This is a genomic window from Kluyvera sp. CHPC 1.251, from assembly GCF_036759945.1.
GTDB lineage: Bacteria > Pseudomonadota > Gammaproteobacteria > Enterobacterales > Enterobacteriaceae > Kluyvera > Kluyvera sichuanensis.
Genome location: NZ_JAPKIC010000003.1, coordinates 79,478 through 99,346, shown reverse-complemented (window position 1 = coordinate 99,346; position 19,869 = coordinate 79,478). Strand labels below are relative to the sequence as shown.

General features: G+C 58.2%; 20 protein-coding genes. 7 read left to right on the top strand and 13 right to left on the bottom strand.

What is annotated here, in order from left to right:
* Positions 1 to 64 precede the first annotated feature (64 nt).
* Entirely contained in the window at positions 65 to 1,168 is a 1,104-nt protein-coding gene (gene phnW, locus V6940_RS07275) for a 2-aminoethylphosphonate--pyruvate transaminase (RefSeq protein ID WP_333495383.1), read from the top strand.
* 9 nt (positions 1,169 to 1,177) lie between these two features.
* Positions 1,178 to 1,987, top strand: a complete 810-nt coding sequence (gene phnX, locus V6940_RS07270) for a phosphonoacetaldehyde hydrolase (protein WP_333495382.1) — start codon at positions 1,178 to 1,180, stop codon at positions 1,985 to 1,987.
* A gap of 111 nt (positions 1,988 to 2,098) precedes the next feature.
* Here phnX and nepI read toward each other — a convergent pair whose 3' ends face one another.
* From nepI to V6940_RS07245, 5 genes are all read right to left on the bottom strand, one after another.
* Positions 2,099 to 3,283, bottom strand: coding sequence for a purine ribonucleoside efflux pump NepI (gene nepI, locus V6940_RS07265; protein WP_333495381.1), 1,185 nt, complete (start codon positions 3,281 to 3,283; stop codon positions 2,099 to 2,101).
* 85 nt (positions 3,284 to 3,368) lie between these two features.
* Entirely contained in the window at positions 3,369 to 3,668 is a 300-nt protein-coding gene (locus V6940_RS07260) for a helix-turn-helix domain-containing protein (protein WP_333495380.1), read from the bottom strand.
* Between the two features lie 9 nt (positions 3,669 to 3,677).
* Complete coding sequence (locus V6940_RS07255; protein WP_185668118.1) at positions 3,678 to 4,019, bottom strand: type II toxin-antitoxin system RelE/ParE family toxin; 342 nt, start codon at positions 4,017 to 4,019, stop codon at positions 3,678 to 3,680.
* 124 nt (positions 4,020 to 4,143) lie between these two features.
* Complete coding sequence (locus V6940_RS07250; protein WP_220440798.1) at positions 4,144 to 4,656, bottom strand: SRPBCC domain-containing protein; 513 nt, start codon at positions 4,654 to 4,656, stop codon at positions 4,144 to 4,146.
* A 114-nt stretch (positions 4,657 to 4,770) separates the two neighbouring features.
* Positions 4,771 to 5,223 (bottom strand): DUF1198 family protein, encoded by a 453-nt coding sequence (locus V6940_RS07245; RefSeq protein WP_333495379.1) that lies wholly within the window; start codon positions 5,221 to 5,223, stop codon positions 4,771 to 4,773.
* Between the two features lie 105 nt (positions 5,224 to 5,328).
* On the opposite strand from V6940_RS07245, the gene V6940_RS07240 reads away from it, so the two are divergent.
* Positions 5,329 to 6,231, top strand: coding sequence for a LysR family transcriptional regulator (locus V6940_RS07240; protein WP_333495378.1), 903 nt, complete (start codon positions 5,329 to 5,331; stop codon positions 6,229 to 6,231).
* Positions 6,232 to 6,274: 43 nt separating this feature from the next.
* Here V6940_RS07240 and uhpT read toward each other — a convergent pair whose 3' ends face one another.
* From uhpT to ivbL, 7 genes are all read right to left on the bottom strand, one after another.
* A complete protein-coding gene (uhpT, locus tag V6940_RS07235; protein ID WP_185668121.1) occupies positions 6,275 to 7,666 on the bottom strand; it encodes a hexose-6-phosphate:phosphate antiporter in 1,392 nt (463 codons plus the stop codon).
* Positions 7,667 to 7,809: 143 nt separating this feature from the next.
* Positions 7,810 to 9,129, bottom strand: coding sequence for an MFS transporter (locus tag V6940_RS07230; RefSeq protein ID WP_106924829.1), 1,320 nt, complete (start codon positions 9,127 to 9,129; stop codon positions 7,810 to 7,812).
* A 9-nt stretch (positions 9,130 to 9,138) separates the two neighbouring features.
* Entirely contained in the window at positions 9,139 to 10,641 is a 1,503-nt protein-coding gene (gene uhpB, locus V6940_RS07225; RefSeq protein ID WP_333495377.1) for a signal transduction histidine-protein kinase/phosphatase UhpB, read from the bottom strand.
* Positions 10,641 to 11,231 (bottom strand): transcriptional regulator UhpA, encoded by a 591-nt coding sequence (gene uhpA / locus V6940_RS07220; protein ID WP_185668124.1) that lies wholly within the window; start codon positions 11,229 to 11,231, stop codon positions 10,641 to 10,643. The genes uhpB and uhpA overlap by 1 nt, the downstream gene beginning before the upstream one ends.
* Before the next feature lie 75 nt (positions 11,232 to 11,306).
* On the bottom strand, positions 11,307 to 11,597 hold the full coding sequence (gene ilvN / locus V6940_RS07215) for an acetolactate synthase small subunit (RefSeq protein ID WP_035895026.1): 291 nt from the start codon (positions 11,595 to 11,597) through the stop codon (positions 11,307 to 11,309).
* Between the two features lie 3 nt (positions 11,598 to 11,600).
* Positions 11,601 to 13,289 carry an acetolactate synthase large subunit gene (gene ilvB / locus V6940_RS07210; protein WP_333495376.1) on the bottom strand — a complete coding sequence of 563 codons (1,689 nt, stop codon included), beginning with the start codon at positions 13,287 to 13,289 and terminating at the stop codon, positions 11,601 to 11,603.
* A 105-nt stretch (positions 13,290 to 13,394) separates the two neighbouring features.
* A complete protein-coding gene (gene ivbL / locus V6940_RS07205; protein WP_072011409.1) occupies positions 13,395 to 13,493 on the bottom strand; it encodes an ilvB operon leader peptide IvbL in 99 nt (32 codons plus the stop codon).
* Between the two features lie 220 nt (positions 13,494 to 13,713).
* Here ivbL and V6940_RS07200 point away from each other — a divergent pair, with 220 nt between their 5' ends.
* Complete coding sequence (locus tag V6940_RS07200) at positions 13,714 to 14,547, top strand: DMT family transporter (RefSeq protein WP_333495375.1); 834 nt, start codon at positions 13,714 to 13,716, stop codon at positions 14,545 to 14,547.
* Positions 14,548 to 14,722: 175 nt separating this feature from the next.
* On the top strand, positions 14,723 to 15,907 hold the full coding sequence (gene emrD / locus V6940_RS07195) for a multidrug efflux MFS transporter EmrD (protein WP_333495374.1): 1,185 nt from the start codon (positions 14,723 to 14,725) through the stop codon (positions 15,905 to 15,907).
* A 107-nt stretch (positions 15,908 to 16,014) separates the two neighbouring features.
* Here the strand turns inward: emrD and dsdC are convergent, their stop codons facing one another.
* Complete coding sequence (dsdC, locus tag V6940_RS07190) at positions 16,015 to 16,941, bottom strand: DNA-binding transcriptional regulator DsdC (protein ID WP_333495373.1); 927 nt, start codon at positions 16,939 to 16,941, stop codon at positions 16,015 to 16,017.
* Positions 16,942 to 17,171: 230 nt separating this feature from the next.
* On the opposite strand from dsdC, the gene dsdX reads away from it, so the two are divergent.
* Positions 17,172 to 18,509 (top strand): D-serine transporter DsdX, encoded by a 1,338-nt coding sequence (gene dsdX / locus V6940_RS07185; RefSeq protein WP_333495372.1) that lies wholly within the window; start codon positions 17,172 to 17,174, stop codon positions 18,507 to 18,509.
* A 17-nt stretch (positions 18,510 to 18,526) separates the two neighbouring features.
* The gene (dsdA, locus tag V6940_RS07180; RefSeq protein ID WP_333495371.1) at positions 18,527 to 19,849 is read left to right on the top strand and encodes a D-serine ammonia-lyase; all 1,323 of its coding nucleotides are present in this window, start codon (positions 18,527 to 18,529) and stop codon (positions 19,847 to 19,849) included.
* The last annotated feature ends 20 nt before the right edge of the window (positions 19,850 to 19,869 follow it).

The window sequence follows — 19,869 nt, the reverse complement described above, 5'->3', positions numbered from 1 at the left end:
TGACCCTTTGCCGAAAAGATCGTCATGATAAATGCAAATCTGGTATAGACCAAAGGTAAATAACATGACTTCGCGTAACTATCTGCTGCTGACCCCCGGCCCACTGACCACCTCACGCACCGTGAAAGAAGCGATGCTGTTCGATAGCTGCACCTGGGACGATGATTACAATATCGGCGTGGTGGAATCTATCCGCCAGCAGCTGACCGCGCTGGCAACCGCCGCTGACGGCTACACCTCCGTGCTCCTGCAGGGCAGCGGCAGCTACGCCGTGGAAGCGGTACTCGGCAGTGCGCTCGGCAAGCAGGATAAGGTGCTGATTGTCAGCAACGGCGCCTACGGTGCCCGTATGGTGGAGATGGCGGGGATGATGGATATCGCCCATCACGCCTATGACTGCGGCGAAGTGTCCCGCCCGGACGTGCAGGCGATCGCTGAGATCCTCAAAACCGACCCGGCGATCACCCATATCGCCATGGTGCACAGCGAAACCACTACCGGGATGCTCAACCCGATTGATGAGGTCGGCGCGCTGGCCCGCCAGTATGGCAAAACCTATATCGTGGACGCGATGAGCAGCTTCGGCGGTATTCCGATGGATATTGCCGAGCTGAATATCGATTTTCTGATTAGCTCCGCAAACAAATGTATTCAGGGCGTGCCGGGCTTTGCCTTTGTGATTGCCCGCGCGGACAAACTCGCCGCGTGCAAAGGCCGCTCCCGTTCGCTGTCGCTGGATCTCTACGCCCAATGGCGCTGTATGGAAGATAACCACGGCAAATGGCGCTTCACCTCGCCAACTCATACCGTGCTGGCGTTTGCTCAGGCACTGAAAGAGCTGGCGGAAGAAGGTGGCGTGGCGGCGCGCTATCAGCGCTATCAACAGAACCAGCGCGGCCTGGTCGCCGGTATGCGGGAACTGGGCTTTACCACCCTGCTGGATGACGCACTGCATTCACCGATTATCACCGCATTCTACTCACCTGAAGATCCACAGTACCGCTTTAAAGAATTTTATAGCCGCCTGAAAGATCAGGGGTTTGTTATCTATCCGGGCAAGGTGTCGCAAAGCGACTGCTTCCGTATCGGCAACATCGGCGAGGTGTATGACACCGATATTGCCGCCCTGCTGACCGCCGTTCGCCATGCGATGTACTGGACAAAATAAGGGGCCATCATGAACCGTATTAACGCTGTTATTCTCGATTGGGCGGGTACCACCGTCGATTTTGGCTCCTTTGCACCGACGCAGATTTTTGTCGAAGCCTTCCGCCGGGCGTTTGGCGTCGAGATAACCCTCGCCGAAGCGCGTGTGCCGATGGGGCTTGGCAAGTGGCAGCATATTGAAGCGCTGGGCAAACTACCGTCCGTGGATGCCCGCTGGCAGGCGAAGTTTGGCCGCGCCATGAACGCGGCGGATATCGATGAGATTTACGCCACCTTTATGCCGCTGCAGATTGCTAAAGTTGTCGATTTTTCCGCACCGATCGCCGGGGTTATCGACACGATTGCGGCACTGCGCAACGCCGGCATCAAGATTGGTTCCTGCTCCGGCTACCCGCGAGCGGTGATGGAACGCCTGGTGCCTGCCGCCGCCGAGCACGGTTACGCGCCGGATTGTTGGGTCGCCACCGACGATCTCGCGGCGGGTGGCCGTCCGGGTCCGTGGATGGCGCTGCAAAACGTCATTACGCTGGGTATCGATGCGGTCGGCCACTGCGTGAAGGTGGACGATGCCGCGCCGGGCATTACCGAGGGGCTGAATGCCGGGATGTGGACCGTAGGGCTTGCGGTGTCGGGCAATGAGTTCGGGGCGACGTGGGAGGAGTATCAGGCGATGAGCGTTGCAGAAATTGCTACCCGCCGCGAGCACGCCGCCAGCAAACTGTATGCCGCCGGGGCGCATTACGTGGTGGATTCGCTGGCAGATTTACCGGGCGTGATTGCCGAGATTAATGCGCGTCTCGTGAAGGGCGAACGCCCGTAAAGAGGTGGCATTGGCGCCGTTCCCGGCGGCGCTTCGCTTGGCCGGGCGACAAGATTATTCAACAGACATGTAGGCCGGATAAGGCGTTTACGCCGCCATCCGGCAACAGCGTTACCGAATCCGTACCTTCGCCGTCACCAGCAGCGCGGTCAGCAGCATCAACGCTCCAGAGAGCATCAGCGGTGACGTCAGCCCCAGACGGTCCAGCGCTAAACCGCCAATCGCCGCCCCACAGGTATTCGCCAACTGGATAACCGCCACCTGAATCGAACCGGCTTTCTCCGCCTGGTCGGCCAGCGAGCGGGTGATCCACGTTGACCAGCCCACCGGCACCAGCGCGAACGCCAGCCCCCAGATAATGGCAATACTTGCCGCTACGGTCTTTTCGCTTCCCCACAGCGTCAGCACCAGCGCGCTTATCGCCAGAATCAGCGGCGCACCGGCCAGCGCCAGTTTGACCGAGCGCTTCAGAATAGCCGCCGAGAACGACGTGCCGATAAAGCTGGCAATACCGAAGCTCAACAGCACTAAGGTCAGGCCGTCGACGTCAAATCCCGCCAGGTTCATATAGATTGGGCGAATATAGGTGAAGAAGGCGAACTGCCCGGCAAAGGACATAAAGATGGCAATCATCCCCGCCATCACGCCGGGACGCTGCAGCAGGCTAAACATATTCTGCTTGTGGTGCGCCGGTTCCCCCGGCAGCGACGGCAGCGCTTTCACCACCCAAAAGATGCACACCACGCCCATCACCGCTGCCGCGTTAAACACGTTGCGCCAGCCAATAATGCCGCCCAGGAAACTGCCGAGCGGCGCAGCAATCACCAGCGCGATAGAGACCGCACCAAAGATAACCGACAGCGCTTTCGGCACCGTCCGCGCCGGTACCAGGCGCATCGTCAGTGAAGCCGACATTGCCCAGAAGCCGCCCAGCGCCAGACCCAGACAGGCGCGGCCCATCAGCAGCAGCGTAAACGAGTTGGCGAACGACACCAGCAGACAGGAGAGCGTTAGCAGAATAGAGAACAAAATCACCACGTAGCGGCGATCGAGGCTACCGATAGCCTGGGTGACAAACAGGCTGGAGAACATGGCGACAAACGCCGTTACGGTGACCGACTGACCGGCCACGCCTTCAGAAATCCCCAGATCTTCTGCCATCGGCGTCAGCAGGCTGACGGGTAAAAATTCCACGGTAATCAGGCAGGCCACACAAAACGCCACGGCAAAAACCGCCGACCAGTTCGGCCGCAGAACGCCCTCTGTGCGGGGCTTTGCTTCACTATGCTCACTCATTTTTTTGTTACCTGCGCGGTGTTTTTGCGGAAAGGATGCGCAGTGTAACATCTTAAGTGTGATGGATTTAACGTTTTGGCAACGGTTAAAGATGAAACGCTATCTTCTTTCCCGTTGGCAGCGTGACATCAATGCTGATCTCTCCGCCGAGCGCCGCGACGTAACGCCTCAGCGTCGACAAGCGTGGATCGTTCTCTGCCTGCTCCATCTTCGCGACGGTGGGTTGTTTTACGCCCATTGCGGCAGCCAATTCCGCCTGAGACAGGTTGAGTTCTTCGCGCAGCATGCTTAACGTGACGGTCTGGCGTAACGCTTCGACTTTCTCAGCGATTCGCGCCTGACTTTCCGGGCTCTGTTTATCCATTAGCTCTTTAAGGGTCGCCATCATCATTCCTTACTTGTTCAGGTGCTTACGGTACTCAGCATCAGCAAGCTTGATCATCTCTTTATAAAACCGTCTTTCGTTTAATCCTGTTTTATCTCCTGCACATAGCACGATGGCGCAGCGGGAAGGATCAAACGCAAAAAAGGCCCGAATGGGATTTCCCTGATGTTGTACACGAAGCTCTTTCATATTCGTAAAAGCAGAGCCATTAACCGTATCCGCAAAGGGGCGCGACAGCTGCGGCCCGAACTCGGATAAAATCACCATCGCGGCAAGCATATCTTCCCTTAAGGCTTCGGTCTGTCCCTCAAACCAGCTGTCGAAAACATCCGTTGTTTCCACCGACCACATCTGCGATCCCTCATAGCCAATAAGCTATAAACAAATTATAGCTTATTGGCTATATAAGCAAGATTAGTTTCTTTTCCGGTAATGCTTGCCGGATAAGCGTAGCGCCTATCCGGCTTTGGCAAACTCACTCCCCGCGCGCCGATTTCACCAGCCCGGTAATCCACTCCTGATGACCGTTAATCATCGGGTTTGGTACGGTACGCGCCAGCTCCTGCGCCGGGACGCCAATCTGCGATTCCTGGGTCAGGATGCGTACGCGGTTACCGGGCAGGTCTTCGAACAGCCAGGCGTGGATCACATCCAGACGGGTGGTTGCATCGCCTTCCGCCCAGCCGTGCCAGGCCACACGCGCGGCTTCACCATCGACCGGTGGGACATATTCAGTGATTTGCGCTTCAATCGGGAAGCCGAAGGTAGAGAAACGGAAGCGAGCGTTGGCGCTCAGCATCGGGCCGCTGCCGTCATGGAAATGAATATCCGCTACGTTGCTGTAGTAGGTTGGCCACAGCGTGGTGTCATCAAGCTGTGCCCAAATCTGTTTGGCGGTCAGGCCGCTGACGATGATTTCGTTAGAGGCGAAGTTGTCGGTAGTGCCAGGCAGGTAGCCTTCCGGCCAGACGATAGCGCTTTGTTGCATTGACTGTTTCATGATGAACCTCGTGAGTAATGATGTTGACGAGGTCAATCATGCGCTCAGGAGTGATATAAATATAATCATCAATATTGATAAACAACATCACACAACGTGATATCAATGCAACCAGTGCACACCATTTTCATCATGGAACAGCGCGTTGTAGCGGTGTTGGAAAGCGTTCAGCTCACTGATTTCCGGCTCCATCTCGCGCAGGAAGCTCAACGCCAGACGAATCTGGGCGTCGGTAATCGGCGCTGCCAGACGCGCTTTTTGCAGCCGTCGGTGCCAGCTCAGCATGTTCACTTCACTGCCGTCGACAATGCACACCTGCCAGATCAGCAGCATCTGCGCCGCATTCTGCAAATGCGCTTCGTTCGGCCGCTCCAGATAGCGTAAATACTCTTCGCCCTGCGCTTTCCCTAGCTGGTCTACCATCGACTCTACCGGCTCCGGGGTAATACCGAGCCGTTCACTAAGACGGCGAATCGCCCGTCGGGAACTTGAGGTCAGGATCCGAAATCCTACAACAAACACCACCACCAGAGTGGCCAGAATCAACCAGATCATGCACGCTCTCACCTTAGCTAAACCCCGACATGATAATGGGATTTTGCGCCCTGTCGATAATCGAACATGCCATAATGTGCGTTACCTCCCTGAAGGAAGCCGCCGATGAAACCGGATCTCAGAACCCTCGACCTCAACCTGCTGAAAACGTTGGATGCGCTGCTCGATGAACGCAGCGTGACGCGAGCGGCCGCGCGGCTGTCGCTGACCCAGCCCGCCGTCAGCGGAATGTTGACCCGGCTACGGGATAATTTTGGCGATCCGCTGTTTATCCGCGCTCCGCACGGCATGGTGCCGACACTGCGCGCCCAGCAGTTGGCGCCGGTAGTCAAACAGATCCTGAACGATATCAACACGCTGCTACAGCCCGCACAGTTCGACCCGCTCACCGCCGACTTCACCTTCACCCTCGCCGCCACCGACTATGCGCTCAAAGCCGTGGTGGTACCGTTTATCGCCGCGTTGAAGGTGCGAGCGCCAAATATTCGCGTCCGGGTGATTCCCGTCGAACCGGAGCAGCTCACCGCGCAGTTTGAGCAGGGAAAAATCGACCTCGCGCTGCTAACCCCTAGCACCACGCCGGGCGACCTGCACAGCCGCACGCTGTACGAGGAGCGCTACGTCTGCATGCTGCGCGCCGACCACCCCGATGCCCGCACGCCGCTCAGCCTCGACCGCTTCTGCGCGCTGGAGCATATTCTGGTCTCTTACGAGGGCGAGAGCTTCTGGGGAGTAACCGATGACGCGCTGGCAAAAGTGGGCCGCAAGCGCCGGGTCGGGCTGTCGGTGAGCAGCTTCCTGGTGCTGCCGGAAGTGCTGGCGATTAGCGAAATGATAGCCGTAGTGCCAAGCCGCCTGGCCAACGCACGCGCGTCAATCTGCGTGCAGGAGCCGCCGGTGGCGATTCACGGTTTTACCAAAAGTATGGCCTGGCACGAGCGTAATCATCGCGATCCGGCGCAGCAGTGGCTGCGCGAACTGCTGCATGAGACCAGCCAGCAGGCATAAAAAAGCCCGGTGCAGAACCGGGCAAAGAAGTTACCAAACACACTTACGCCATTTTTAACTGCTGAATCTTTTTCTCACGGCGAATTTTACGTTCTTCAAACACGGCGACGATAGCCATCAGGCAGATACAGCCGATAGCGGCGGTATCCAGCGCGGCGAAGGTGCCCGCCCAGCCGGTGAGGCCAAAGACCGGCGTGCCGTCAGCAATCATCCCCAGGCCCAGCTTGGCGAAGCTATCGCCAATCAGGTAGGCGAAGGTGCCTTTGATACCATCGGCGGCGCCGATCGCTTTTTTCGGTACGAAGCCAACCGCGGCCACGCCAATCAACAGCTGCGGGCCAAAGACCAGGAAGCCGAGGGCGAACAGTGAGGCCAGGTAGACGTACTGGTTGCTGGCATGCTGATAAACGCCCAGCGTCGCGATGATTAAGGCCAGCGCCACACACGCCACCAGCGCACGGCGGCCGTTGGCGAGGTCGGAGAGCCAGCCCCACAGCAGGGTGCCCACCAGCGCGCCGACTTCAAACAGGGTAAAGCCCTGAATCGCCACCTCTTTAGAGAGCTTCAGCTCCTGGAAGGCGTAGACCGTAGACCACTGATCGATACCGATACGCACCACGTACAGGAAGATGTTGGAGAAGCACAGCAGCCAGATCACTTTGTTTTTCAGCACGTACTCAACAAAGATCTGCCACTTGGTCATGTCATTGTCTTCGGTCTCTTTATCCTCTTCGCTGATCTCTTCGCCGAACAGCTCTTCCGCTTTGCCGAGGCCATAAGATTCCGGGGAGTCGCTACCAAAACGCAGGCCGATAAAGCCAACAATCAGCGCAATGATCGACGGGAAGATAAACATGCCGATGACGTGACCGTCGAACAGGACGTTAGCCCCGAACAGCGCCACGCCTGCCGCCCCCGCACCGCCGAGGTTGTGGGAGATATTCCACATGCCGAGGTAGGAACCGCGCTTGCGGCGAGGTGTCCATTTGGTGATGGTCGAATAGCTACACGAACCGCCGGTACTCTGGAAGAAGCCGCTCAGGCCGTAGAACGCAATCATCAGGAACAGGCTGGTTGAGCCCGGACCCATGCTGGCGCTGAAGCCGAGCATACAGATGGCAGAGAGGATCAGCATCAGCGGCAGGAACTGCTTGGTGTTCTTGCCGTCGGCGTAGTAGGAGACCAGCGTTTTACCCACACCGTAGGTGATGGAGAAGCCGAGGCCAATCATCCCGAGCTGGGTCATGCTCAGCCCGTAGGTGGAGATCATGTCGTTCTGGGCGATGTTAAAGTTCTTACGAATCAGATACATCGTCAGGTAGCCAATAAAGACCACCAGATAGGACTGCATGAACGGTTTGAACCACATTTTGCGCCGCACGTCGAGCGGCAGATCCAGGGTCGGCTTGCGCACCTGGTTTAGAAAGGCCAGCATAGGACACTCCCGAGCTAATTTTTTGTACCTGCGAATGGCAGACATTGTAAAAATCAGCCGGAAAGCACGCCTGAGACAGCGTCCAGGTGAAACCGGGAAAATTTCCTAGTTTTAGGTCATTCGTCTTAGAAAGGTGAAGCGGGTCACGCTTCTCGCGGCGCCTGGGCGTTTAGGAACGGCAGTAACAACAATGCGGAAATACCCGCGGCAATGGCAATCACCACAAAGAACCCCGTCCAGTGCCACACTTCCATCACCTTCGCCAGCGGCCAGCCGGAGAGCGACGCGCCGAGGTAGGCAAACAGACCAACGAAACCGGTGGCAGCACCCGCCGCTTCTTTGTGCGAGCACTCCGCCGCCGCCATGCCGATGAGCATCTGCGGGCCGAAAACGAAGAATCCGGTGGTGAAGAAGCACGCCGCCTGCATCACGTAGCTGGCGAACGGCATCAGCCACAGCGAGCCCACCGAGAGTAAAATCCCGGCGGCGAAAATCAGGTTCATCGGCCCACGGTTGCCGTTAAACAGTTTGTCTGAGCCCCAGCCCGCCACCAGCGCGCCGATAAACCCGCCTAGCTCAAACATCGTGACCGCCGTATTCGCCGTCACCAGATCAACGCCCAGCGTTTCGGACATGTACAGATTGCCCCAGTCGTTGATTGCCGCGCGCACCACGTACACCAGCACGTAGCACAGCGACAGTAGCCAGATGTAGGGGTTGAGCAGCACGTAACGGGTGAAGATCTCTTTGCGCGTCAGCCCCGCCCCTTCCTGCTGCTGAGCAATCTCCAGCTCGTCGTGCCGCCAGTCGCCAATCGGCGGCAGGCCAATCGCCTGCGGTCTATCACGCAGCCGCCAGCAGAGAAACAGGCCGACCACAATCGCCATGGTTCCCGCGATGGTCATCCCCGCACGCCAGCCGTAGTGCAGCGCTGCCGCCCCCATGACGATAGGGATCAGCGCCCCGCCAACGTTATGCGCGGTATTCCAGATAGCCCACCAGCCGCCGCGCTCGTTGCGCGAGTACCAGGCGGTGAGCAAGCGGGCGCAGACCGGCGCGCCCCAGCCCTGGAAGAAGGCGTTCAGCGCCCACAGCAGGGCAAAGGCCCACAGCGAGGTCGAGAAGCCAAACAGAATGTTGACCACCCCGGTGGCAATCAGCCCGATGCCCATAAAATAGCGCGCGTTGGAGCGGTCGCTGACGATGCCGGAGATAAACTTCGACAGCCCGTAGGTAATGTAAAACAGCGTCGCCAGCAGGCCGATATCGCTACGGGTCAGTACGCCGGTGGTGAGAATCTCCGGCACCGCGGCGTTGAAGCTTTTGCGGGTGAAGTAAAACAGCGCATAGCCAAGCCAGATGGTCAGCAGGATATGCCGCCGCCAGTAGCGATATTGCGCATCCACTTCCTGCTTATCGGTGATGCGCGGTGCGTTAGCCGGAGCCTTGAGAAATTGAAACATCGCCGTTCCTTACACGTAGCGCAGAGGCAAAGAGACGCTGACCCGCGTGCCGTGCATGCAGGAGATAGTGAGCGAGCCGCCGAGCGCGGTCACACGCTCGCGCATGCCGGTGAGGCCAAAACCCTGTTGATTCGAGCCCGGCGGCAGGCCACTGCCGTCGTCTTCCATCACCAGCATCAGCCGTTCATCCTGTTGCCAGCCCTGTAGTGTCACTGCGCTGGCGTTGGCGTGCTTCACAATGTTGTTGAGCCCTTCCTGGCAGACGCGGAACAGCGTCACCCGCTGGCTTTCGCTCAGCGTTGATTCATCAATTCGCCAGTCGAGATGGCTGACGATGCCACGGCTTTCCAGCTCCATTTCACGCATCAGCGAGCGAATGGCCTGCTCCAGCGTGAGGTCGTCGAGCTGACGTGGACGCAGCCGGCCCAGCAGGCGGCGCACGGCATCGTAAACGCCCAGCGAAAGCTGCTCGATATGCGCCCCGCTCTGCTTCACGCCCGCGTTCTCTGGGGCCAGACGCTGCACAATGCCCGCCTGAGTACGAATGGCGGTGATGGTCTGGCCAATATCATCATGCAGTTCGCGCGCTACGTCGCGGCGCACGCTCTCTTCGGTTTCCAGTAATCTCTCCGCCAGCCGGTGGTTGCGCGCCAGTTCGTTTTGCAGCGACTGATTCAGCTCACGCAGCCGCTGAATGCCCGCGCCGAGCAGCAGCCCGGTCAGGCTTTGCGCCAGCAGCGAGAGCAGTAAATCAACAGGGTGATCGTGCCAGGTCTGGCTGGCAATCAGCGCGATGGCATTCATCAGAGTCGCAATCAATGCACCCTGCCAGCCGTAGTGCCAGGCCAGCGCGATGATCGGTAACGCGAGGCAGAATGGGGTAAAGCGCGATAGCTCTGCGGGTAAACCGAGCTGCAGCCAGAGGCTGACGGTAAACAGCAGCAGATACCAGACCAGATGCCGCCCGCGCCAGTTCACCGGCTGCGATACCAGCGCGGGGCCAAGCGGCAGCCAGGTGGTACTGGTAAGGTAGTGCCAGAATACGAGGCAGATAGGCGCCAGCGTTAGCCCGCCGGTTAACGTCAGCAGTATGGCGTTAAGCGCCGCTTCCCCTTGCCACAGCCAGGGCAAAGATTGCAGCAGCGCCGCCGCGGTGAGCGCCGCGCCCTGAAGCAGCAGCGTGCGCCAGTCGCGCTGATGGCGATAGCGGGAGATCAGCGCCACCGGCAGCAGCGTCAGCGCGCTTCCGGTCATCAATAATAACGCGTGATCCAGCGCCACTTCCTGCGCCAGCCAGTAAATCAGCAGCCACTCTGCGCCCACCAGCACCGGCCAGTAGCCGCGCGGGCATTGCAGCATCAGCCCCAGACGCAGGCCGAATGGGAACAGCAGCACCGCCAGCTCCGGGCGCTCTACAAGGTGCAGGCTGATGCTCCACAGGCAGAACCACGCGGCGGAGAAGATAAAGAAACAGGCGACAACGGTAATGCACCGCGAAAAGAGGGTATTCATCACCAGCCGTCAAACATGCGGCGCGCCAGCTCGACGTCGTTGCTGACGCCCAGCTTTTCCATCAGGTTAGCGCGATGAACGTGTACCGTTTTCGGCGACAGCCCCAGTTCGGCGGCAATCTCTTTTACCGCCATCCCCTGCGCCAGCTTTTCCGCCACCTGGCGTTCACGCTTGGTCAGCGGGTCCTGACGGCCTGCCGCCAGTTTGACGGCGATATCCGGCGTTAAGTAGCAGCCGCCGGTCGCCACGGTGTGCACCGCGGCAATCAGTTCGTCTGGGCTACAGCGTTTGGAGAGAAACCCGCGCGCGCCTGCGTTCAGCGCCTGTTCGACCAGCGCGGGGCTGTCGTGTACGGAGAGCATAATAATGGCCATGCCTTTCGGCAGCTGGCTGAGCAGCTCGAGGCCGGAGATGTCCGGCATCGAGATATCGCAGATACAGACCTGCACACCGCGGCCCGGTAACCCCGCCAGCGCCTCGCGCCCGGAGCCAAACTCGCCAACCACCTGCAAATCAGGCTCAAGACCGAGCAGTTGGGCAAAGCCGGAGCGGACGATAGTGTGGTCGTCGATAAGGGCAACGGTGATCATAGATTCCATCCTGGCGGGTAAAAAAAACGCGCCTACCTTAACGATAAGCGCGCGGCTGTTCAAGTCTTGAGCGGATTACTCGAAGAAGACGGTGATCTTATTGAACATCGACGGGTCGGACTGGTTGCGGGTGACCTTCACCACGTCTTCCAGTTTGTCTATCTGGCTAATCATCTGCTCTAGTCGCTGATCGTCGTTGACCAATAGCCAGATGCGACTCTTATCGCTGTCATGGATAGGTAGACAGAGAATACCTTCCACGTTGAATGCGCGACGGGCAAAAAGCCCGCAGACGTGGGTCATTACGCCCGGGTGGTTGCGCACGGTGAGTTCCAGAATAACATTGTCATGTGTTTGTTGTTGCATGGCTTATTCCCCCACCATTTCGGTATTTGCCGCACCCGGCGGCACCATCGGATACACTTTTTCTTCGGCGTCGATACGTACATGAATCAACGCTGGGCCCGGACGATTGATAATCGCCTGCAGCGCCGCCTGCGGGTCTGCTTCACTGTTTAAATCGCAGGTGTCGAGGCCGAAGCCGGCGGCAATCTGCATAAAGTTAATCATGCCAGGATAGGTGGCAGCAAATACGCCCTGTTTGTAGAACAGGCTCTGCTGCTGATGCACCAGCCCCAGCGCTTCGTTGTTCATCAGGATGATTTTCACATCCAGCTGGTTTTCTGCCACCGTTGCCATCTCCTGAATATTCATCATCAGGCTGCCGTCGCCGGAGAAGCACAGCACTTTTTTGTCCGGGTTCGCCAGCGCCGCACCGATAGCGGCAGGCAGGCCAAAGCCCATGGTGCCGAGGCCGCCGGAGGTCAGCCACTGGCGAGGACGGTTCAGCGGGTAAGCCTGCGCCGTCCACATCTGGTGCTGACCGACATCGGTGGTGATAATCGCGCTGTCGTCCACGCAGGCGGCAACGGCGTTGATCAGGCCATAATGGCTGAGCGGGTCGCCCGCTTCAGGAATGGCGCCCGGGAACTCTTGTTGCAGTTCGGCCACTTTACCGCGCCACGCATCGCGAGGCTGCGCGTCAATCTGCGGCAGAAGCTGGGCCAGCACGTCGTCCACATCCGCTTGAATCGCCACGTGTGCCTGTTTGATTTTACCCAGCTCGGCGCGGTCGATATCCACGTGGATAATCTTCGCGTTCGGGCAGAACTCGGCCACTTTACCGGTCGCCCGGTCATCAAAACGTGCTCCTAAAACCACCAGTAAATCAGACTGTTGCAAAATGAAGTTGGTGCTGCGCGCGCCGTGCATCCCCAGCATGCCTAATGACAGCGGGTGCGCTTTTGGCAGCATGCCCAGCGCCATCAGGGTCATGGTGGTCGGCAGATTGGCTTTTTCCGCCAGCTCACGTACGCGCTCCGGGGCATTGATCACGCCGCCGCCCAGATAGAGCACCGGGCGCTGCGCCGCGTTGATCATCGCCGCCGCTTCGCTCACGCTCTCAGCGCTGAATTCCGGCGTTGCCGCACGGCCGCCAGGTTCCGGCAGCTCACTGATGTCGATTTCCGCCGTCTGAACGTCCTTAGGAATGTCTATCCACACCGGGCCTGGGCGGCCAGACTGGGCAATCCGGAAAGCATCAGCAATAACCTGTGGTAATTCATTGATGTTACGGACTAAATAGTTGTGCTTAGTGATGGGGATAGAGATACCGTAGGTGTCGACTTCCTGGAACGCGTCGGTGCCGATTAACGAGGAGGCCACCTGGCCGGTGATACACACCAGCGGAATAGAGTCGAGGCGCGCGTCGGCAATGGCGGTCACCAGGTTGGTCGCGCCCGGCCCGCTACAAGCCATGCACACCGCCGGTTTGCCGTGGGTACGCGCCATGCCCTGGGCGATAAAGCCCGCGCCCTGCTCGTGTCGCGCCAGAATATGGCGGATCTGCGTGCTCTGGCTTAAGGCGTCGTACAGCGGGAGCACCGTGCCGCCGGGGATGCCGGTGACCATGGTGATACCCTGACGTTCCAGTAAATGAACGATTAATTGCGCGCCGGTAAAACGCGTAGTCTGTGATGTTGTGCCCGAACTTGCCATGCTCCAGTCCTTCTTATTCTGGGCCGACTATCCGGAGGGGGCTAGAAACTAAAAACCCCGCCCGGTTTGCGCCGGCGGGGTTTGGAATCGTGTGTGTTCCTGACCCTACGGCGCATTGCCGACGACCACCACCACACGCACGACGACCACCGCGGCTGGTAGCGCGGTTTTTAGTAGGGTCGAAGTCAGCATTGATGGGGTCATTAAGGGTCTTCTCTCAATTCGTTTAGTGAATTTATACAAACACAGCTTTTTTCGCCTGACAATGGAAATATTTTCATCCGCACAAAAATGCAGCAAAGATCACATTATTGTGGTCAGGGAAATTATCCAGGCTGTCCCATTTTTCCCCTATTTCTGGCCTTGGTCACCGCACGTCGGCTGTGTTAAATTTTGGTGAAATCTCCCAGAGCAACGCATTATCATGACGCTTTCTGTTTTCTGTATTTTGCTGTTTGCCGCACTTTTACACGCCAGCTGGAACGCCATCGTTAAGGCGGGAAACGACAAACTCTATTCGGCTATCGGCGTCACCGGCTCCGCCGCGCTTATCGCACTGCTGCTTTTGCCCGTTGCCCCTGCCCCCTCGGCAGCCAGCGTGCCGTTTATGGTAGCCTCCACCGTATTGCAGGTGATTTACACCGTACTGGTGGCGAAGACCTATCAGATTTCCGATATGAGCCAGACCTACCCGCTGATGCGCGGTACCGCGCCATTGCTGGTCGCCATCATCAGCGTGCTGTTTCTGGGCGATCATCTTTCAACGCTGGCCTGGGGTGGCATTGCGGTCATTTGTACGGCGATCCTGGCGATGGCATTGAACAGCCGCTCCAGCTCGCAGCGTGGCGTGGTGCTGGCGCTGATGAACGCCGTGGTGATTGCCGGTTATACCCTGATCGACGGCACCGGCGTGCGCCTGTCGGAAACGGCGCTGGGCTATACGCTGTGGTCGTTTTTCCTTAACGGCTCCAGCCTGCTGTGCTGGGCGATGGTCGCCCGTCGCCGTGAAGCGTCGCGCTATCTGGTGCAGAACTGGAAGAAAGGCGTACTTGGCGGCATGGGGACGATGGGTTCCTACGGTCTGGCGCTATGGGCGATGACCCAGGCGCCGCTGGCGGTGGTGGCCGCACTGCGTGAAAGCTCGATTCTGTTCGGCGCGCTGATCGCCTGGCTGCTGCTCAAAGAACGGGTGGCCGGGCTGCGCCTGGTGGCCGCTGGCGGCATCGCCGCGGGTGCCATACTGCTACGCCTCTCCTGACTAAACTGGCAACTATTGTTGCCGTTTACGTGTATAAATCCTGCCTGCATCACACATTTCATTTACATGGCATGTGATTAAATCGTCACCTCATTGTGGTAGATTCCTCTCGCTTTTAGCGCAATTCCTGGACATTTATTCTTATAAACACAATTTTTATAAAGTTATCAGCGAAATGAAAAGAGATAGAAACGTCAATATCCTGGTGATGCTGGTGTTGCTCGTCGCCGTCGGTCAGATGGCACAAACCATTTATATTCCCGCGATTGCGCAGATGGCGAACGACCTCAACGTCCGCGAAGGGGCGGTGCAGAGCGTGATGGCGGCCTATCTGCTGACCTATGGCGTTTCGCAGCTGTTCTACGGCCCGCTCTCAGACCGCGTAGGTCGCCGTCCGGTGATCCTGGTCGGGATGTCGATTTTTATGCTGGCGACGCTGGTTGCCATCACCACTCACAGCCTGACGGTATTGATTGTCGCGAGCGCCATGCAGGGGATGGGCACCGGCGTGGGCGGCGTGATGGCGCGTACGCTGCCGCGTGACCTCTATGAGGGCAGCCAGCTTCGTCATGCCAACAGTCTGTTAAACATGGGGATTCTGGTCAGCCCACTGCTGGCACCGCTGATTGGCGGCGTGCTGGAGACGCTCATCAACTGGCGGGCCTGCTACGGCTTCCTGCTGGTGCTCTGCGCCGGTGTTACCTTCAGCATGGCGCGCTGGATGCCGGAAACGCGCCCGACCGGCGCACCCAAAACCCGGCTTATCAGCAACTACAAAACGTTGTTCGGCAACAGCGGCTTTAACTGCTATCTGCTGATGCTGATTGGCGGCCTGGCGGGAATTGCGGTATTTGAAGCCAGCTCCGGCGTGCTGATGGGTGGCGTGCTGGGCTTAAGCAGCATGACGGTCAGTATCCTGTTTATTCTGCCGATTCCGGCGGCGTTCTTTGGCGCCTGGTTTGCCGGGCGGCCGAAAAAACGCTTCCCGACGCTGATGTGGCAGTCGGTAGTGTGCTGTCTGGCAGCGGGCGTGATGATGTGGATCCCTGGCCTGCTTGGGGTGATGAATATCTGGACGCTACTGGTACCAGCGGCGCTGTTCTTCTTTGGCGCGGGTATGCTGTTCCCGCTGGCGACCAGCGGCGCGATGGAGCCTTTCCCGTTCCTCGCCGGTACCGCCGGGGCGCTGGTTGGCGGCTTACAGAACATCGGTTCCGGCGTGCTGGCCTGGCTGTCAGCCATGATGCCGCAAACCGGGCAGGGCAGCATCGGGCTGCTGATGACACTGATGGGGCTGCTGATTTTCCTCTGCTGGCTGCCGCTGGCGTCGCGCTTTGCGCACCAGGGCCAGGCGGTGTAATTCCGTCACACTGCCTGATGGCGCTTCGCTTATCAGGCCTACAAAGACCGTGAGTAGGCCGGGTAAGGCGGAGCCGCCACCCGGCATAAACGCGAATCTCTATCCGCTTATTTAACCTGCTCCTGAAGCCAACCAATAAACGCCTCAATTTTCGGCCACTGCCTGCCGGGCAGTGTGGTGATGTAGTAATGCTGATGACATTTCAGCGCCTTATCACCAAATGGTGCCACCAACTCCCCGCTGTCGAGACGTTTTTGCACCAGCCGCTTTCGGCCCATCGCCACACCGATATGGTTCATCGCCGCAATCACCGCTAAATCAGAACGATCGAAACCAATGCCAGACGATGTCGGCAAATTCACCGCATATTGCTGCGCCCAGCTGTGCCATTCATCGGTCCCTGAATCGTTACTCCACGCCTGCCTGTCGTGCAGTAACGTACAGTGCGGCAGGTTTACCAGTGAGCCGGTCAGATCGTAGCGGCGGGCGTATTCCGGGCTGCATACCGGCAAAATTTCTTCATCCATCAGGAAATGGTGGGTGAGTTGCGTAGACGGCGCGTCGTCGAAATAGAGCGCCAGATCGACCCCGGCACGCTGCAGGTTGACGTTATCGTTGCCGGTCAGGATGGTCAGTGAAATGGACGGGTAGCGGCGGGTAAAGTCACCGAGTGCCGGAACCAGCCAGCACTGAGCGATAGAAGGCCGTGAGTAAACGGTGAGCGTCCCCGAAAGCTCCTGATTTTTGATATCAAGAATCTCCTGATTGAGCGTATCCAGCGACGATTTCAGCGCCCAGAACACCCGTTTTCCTTCGTGGGTAAGCTCCACTTTGCGGTGTGAACGGACGAACAGCTGAATGCCCAGCTCCTCTTCCAGCTGGTTAATGCGGTGGCTGACGGCGCTGGGGCTTAATGACAGCTCGTCCGCCGCCAGCGCAAACGACTGATGCCGGGCCGCCACTTCAAAGGTATACAGTTTTGACAGCTGCCAGCCGTTGAGCAGTCGATTTCTGATCTCGCGTAGGGGATCCATTCTCACCTCCTTCACCCTGATTTTTGTTCGCCGGAGTGTAGAAAAACCTGTGCTAAAAATCAGCACAAAGATGACGTAGAGTGAATCATGTCGCATAAAGGCAGCGTAATTAGACGTAAATCACCCATTTGATGCAATCTGGCTCATGTGAAGGGGGATTTATATCGTTTGTCAGACCGTGCCCTATTTTTGTCCAATAACCCCAGGTTAATCACAGGGCAAGGTGAGTTATGCACTCTCAAATCTGGGTTGTGAGCACGCTGCTGATAAGCATCGTGTTAATCGTTTTGACCATCGTGAAGTTTAAATTTCACCCGTTTCTGGCGCTGCTGTTAGCCAGCTTCTTTGTGGGAACGATGATGGGCATGGGGCCGCTGGATATGGTCAATGCCATTGAGAACGGCATCGGCGGTACGCTCGGCTTCCTTGCCGCGGTTATCGGCCTCGGGACCATTTTGGGCAAAATGATGGAAGTGTCCGGCGCGGCTGAACGTATCGGCCTGACCCTACAGCGCTGCCGTTGGCTTTCCGCCGACGTCATTATGGTGCTGGTCGGGCTGATTTGCGGGATCACGCTGTTTGTGGAAGTGGGCGTGGTGCTGCTGATTCCGCTGGCATTCTCTATTACCAAAAAGACCAATACTTCGCTACTGAAGCTGGCGATCCCGCTGTGTACGGCGCTGATGGCGGTGCACTGCGTGGTACCACCGCATCCGGCGGCGCTGTTCGTGGCTAACAAGCTGGGGGCGGATATCGGCACCGTGATTGTCTACGGTTTACTGGTGGGCTTAATGGCATCGCTAATCGGCGGGCCGCTGTACCTGAAATTCCTCGGTAATCGTCTGCCGTTTAAGCCGGTACCGGCTGAGTTTTCTGACCTGAAGGTGCGTGATGAAAGCACGCTGCCGTCGCTGGGGGCCACGCTGTTTACCGTACTGCTGCCCATTGGCCTGATGCTGGTGAAAACCGTCGCGGAGCTGAACATGGCGAAAGGCGGCACGGTCTATACGCTGCTGGAGTTTATTGGTAACCCAATCACCGCGATGTTTATTGCCGTTTTCGTGGCCTATTACATTCTCGGCCTGCGTCAGCACATCGGCATGGGTGCCCTGCTGACCCACACCGAGAACGGTTTTGGCTCCATTGCTAACATTCTGCTGATTATCGGCGCAGGCGGCGCGTTCAACGCTATCCTCAAGAGCAGCGGTCTGGCGGATACGCTCGCGCTTATCCTCTCCAACATGCATATGCACCCGATTCTGCTGGCCTGGCTGGTGGCGTTAATCCTGCATGCCGCAGTGGGCTCCGCGACGGTAGCAATGATGGGCGCGACGGCAATCGTGGCACCGATGCTGCCGCTCTACCCGAACGTTAGCCCGGAGATCATCGCTATTGCCATCGGTTCCGGCGCCATTGGCTGCACGATCGTGACAGATTCCCTCTTCTGGCTGGTGAAGCAGTACTGCGGCGCCACCCTGAATGAGACGTTCAAATACTATACGACCGCGACATTTATCGCGTCCGTTATTGCACTGGCGTGCACATTCCTGCTTTCCTTTATTATCTAAGCGCAAAGAGACTGACTATGGAAAATATTCAAACACTTATCGCCCAGTATCCTGTAGTGGAAGACTTGGTCGCTCTCAAGGAAACGGCCTGGTTTAACCCCGGCACCACCTCTCTTGCTGAAGGTTTACCGTATGTTGGCCTGACCGAGCACGATGTTCAGGACGCCCACTCCCGCCTGACGCGCTTCGCACCGTATCTGGCACAGGCCTTCCCGGAAACCGCCGCCACCGGCGGCATTATTGAATCCGAGCTGGCCGCCATTCCATTGATGCAAAAGCGGCTGGAAAAAGAGTACGGGCAGCCCATCCGCGGCGAACTGCTGCTGAAAAAAGACAGCCATCTGCCGATTTCCGGTTCAATTAAAGCGCGCGGCGGCATTTATGAAGTCCTGACCCATGCGGAAAAACTGGCGCTGGAAGCCGGTCTGCTGACCACCAAAGACGATTACCGCATACTGCTTTCGCCCGAGTTCAAACAGTTCTTCAGCCAGTACAGCATCGCCGTCGGCTCCACCGGCAACCTGGGAATGTCGATTGGCATCATGAGCGCCCGTATCGGCTTTAACGTTACGGTGCATATGTCCGCTGACGCCCGAGCTTGGAAAAAAGCCAAACTGCGCAGCCACGGCGTGACGGTGGTCGAATACGAGGAAGATTACGGCGTGGCAGTTGAACAGGGCCGCAAGGCAGCGAAGTCCGATCCGAACTGTTTCTTTATCGATGATGAAAACTCCCGCACGCTGTTTTTAGGCTATGCGGTGGCCGGGCAGCGCCTGAAGGCACAGTTTGCCCAGCAGGGGCGCGTAGTGGATGCCGATCATCCGCTGTTTGTTTACCTGCCGTGCGGCGTCGGCGGCGGCCCTGGCGGCGTGGCATTTGGCCTGAAGCTGGCGTTTGGTGATAACGTACACTGCTTCTTCGCCGAGCCAACCCATTCACCGTGCATGCTGCTGGGGATTTATACCGGGCTGCACGATACCCTTTCCGTGCAGGATATCGGCATCGATAACCTGACGGCGGCGGATGGGCTGGCGGTCGGTCGCGCTTCGGGCTTTGTTGGCCGGGCGATGGAACGTCTGCTCGACGGTCTGTACACCCTCGAGGACCAGACCATGTACGACATGCTGGGCTGGCTGGCACAGGAAGAAGGCATTCGTCTTGAGCCATCAGCGCTGGCAGGTATGGCTGGCCCTCAGCACGTTTGTGCCTCCACGGGTTACCAGCAGATGCACGGCTTCAGCGCAGAACAGCTCAATCACGCCACCCATCTGGTGTGGGCGACCGGCGGCGGTATGGTGCCGGAAGCCGAAATGGCGCAGTACCTGGCAAAAGGCCGCTAAGCCGCGCTGAACTCAAGCAG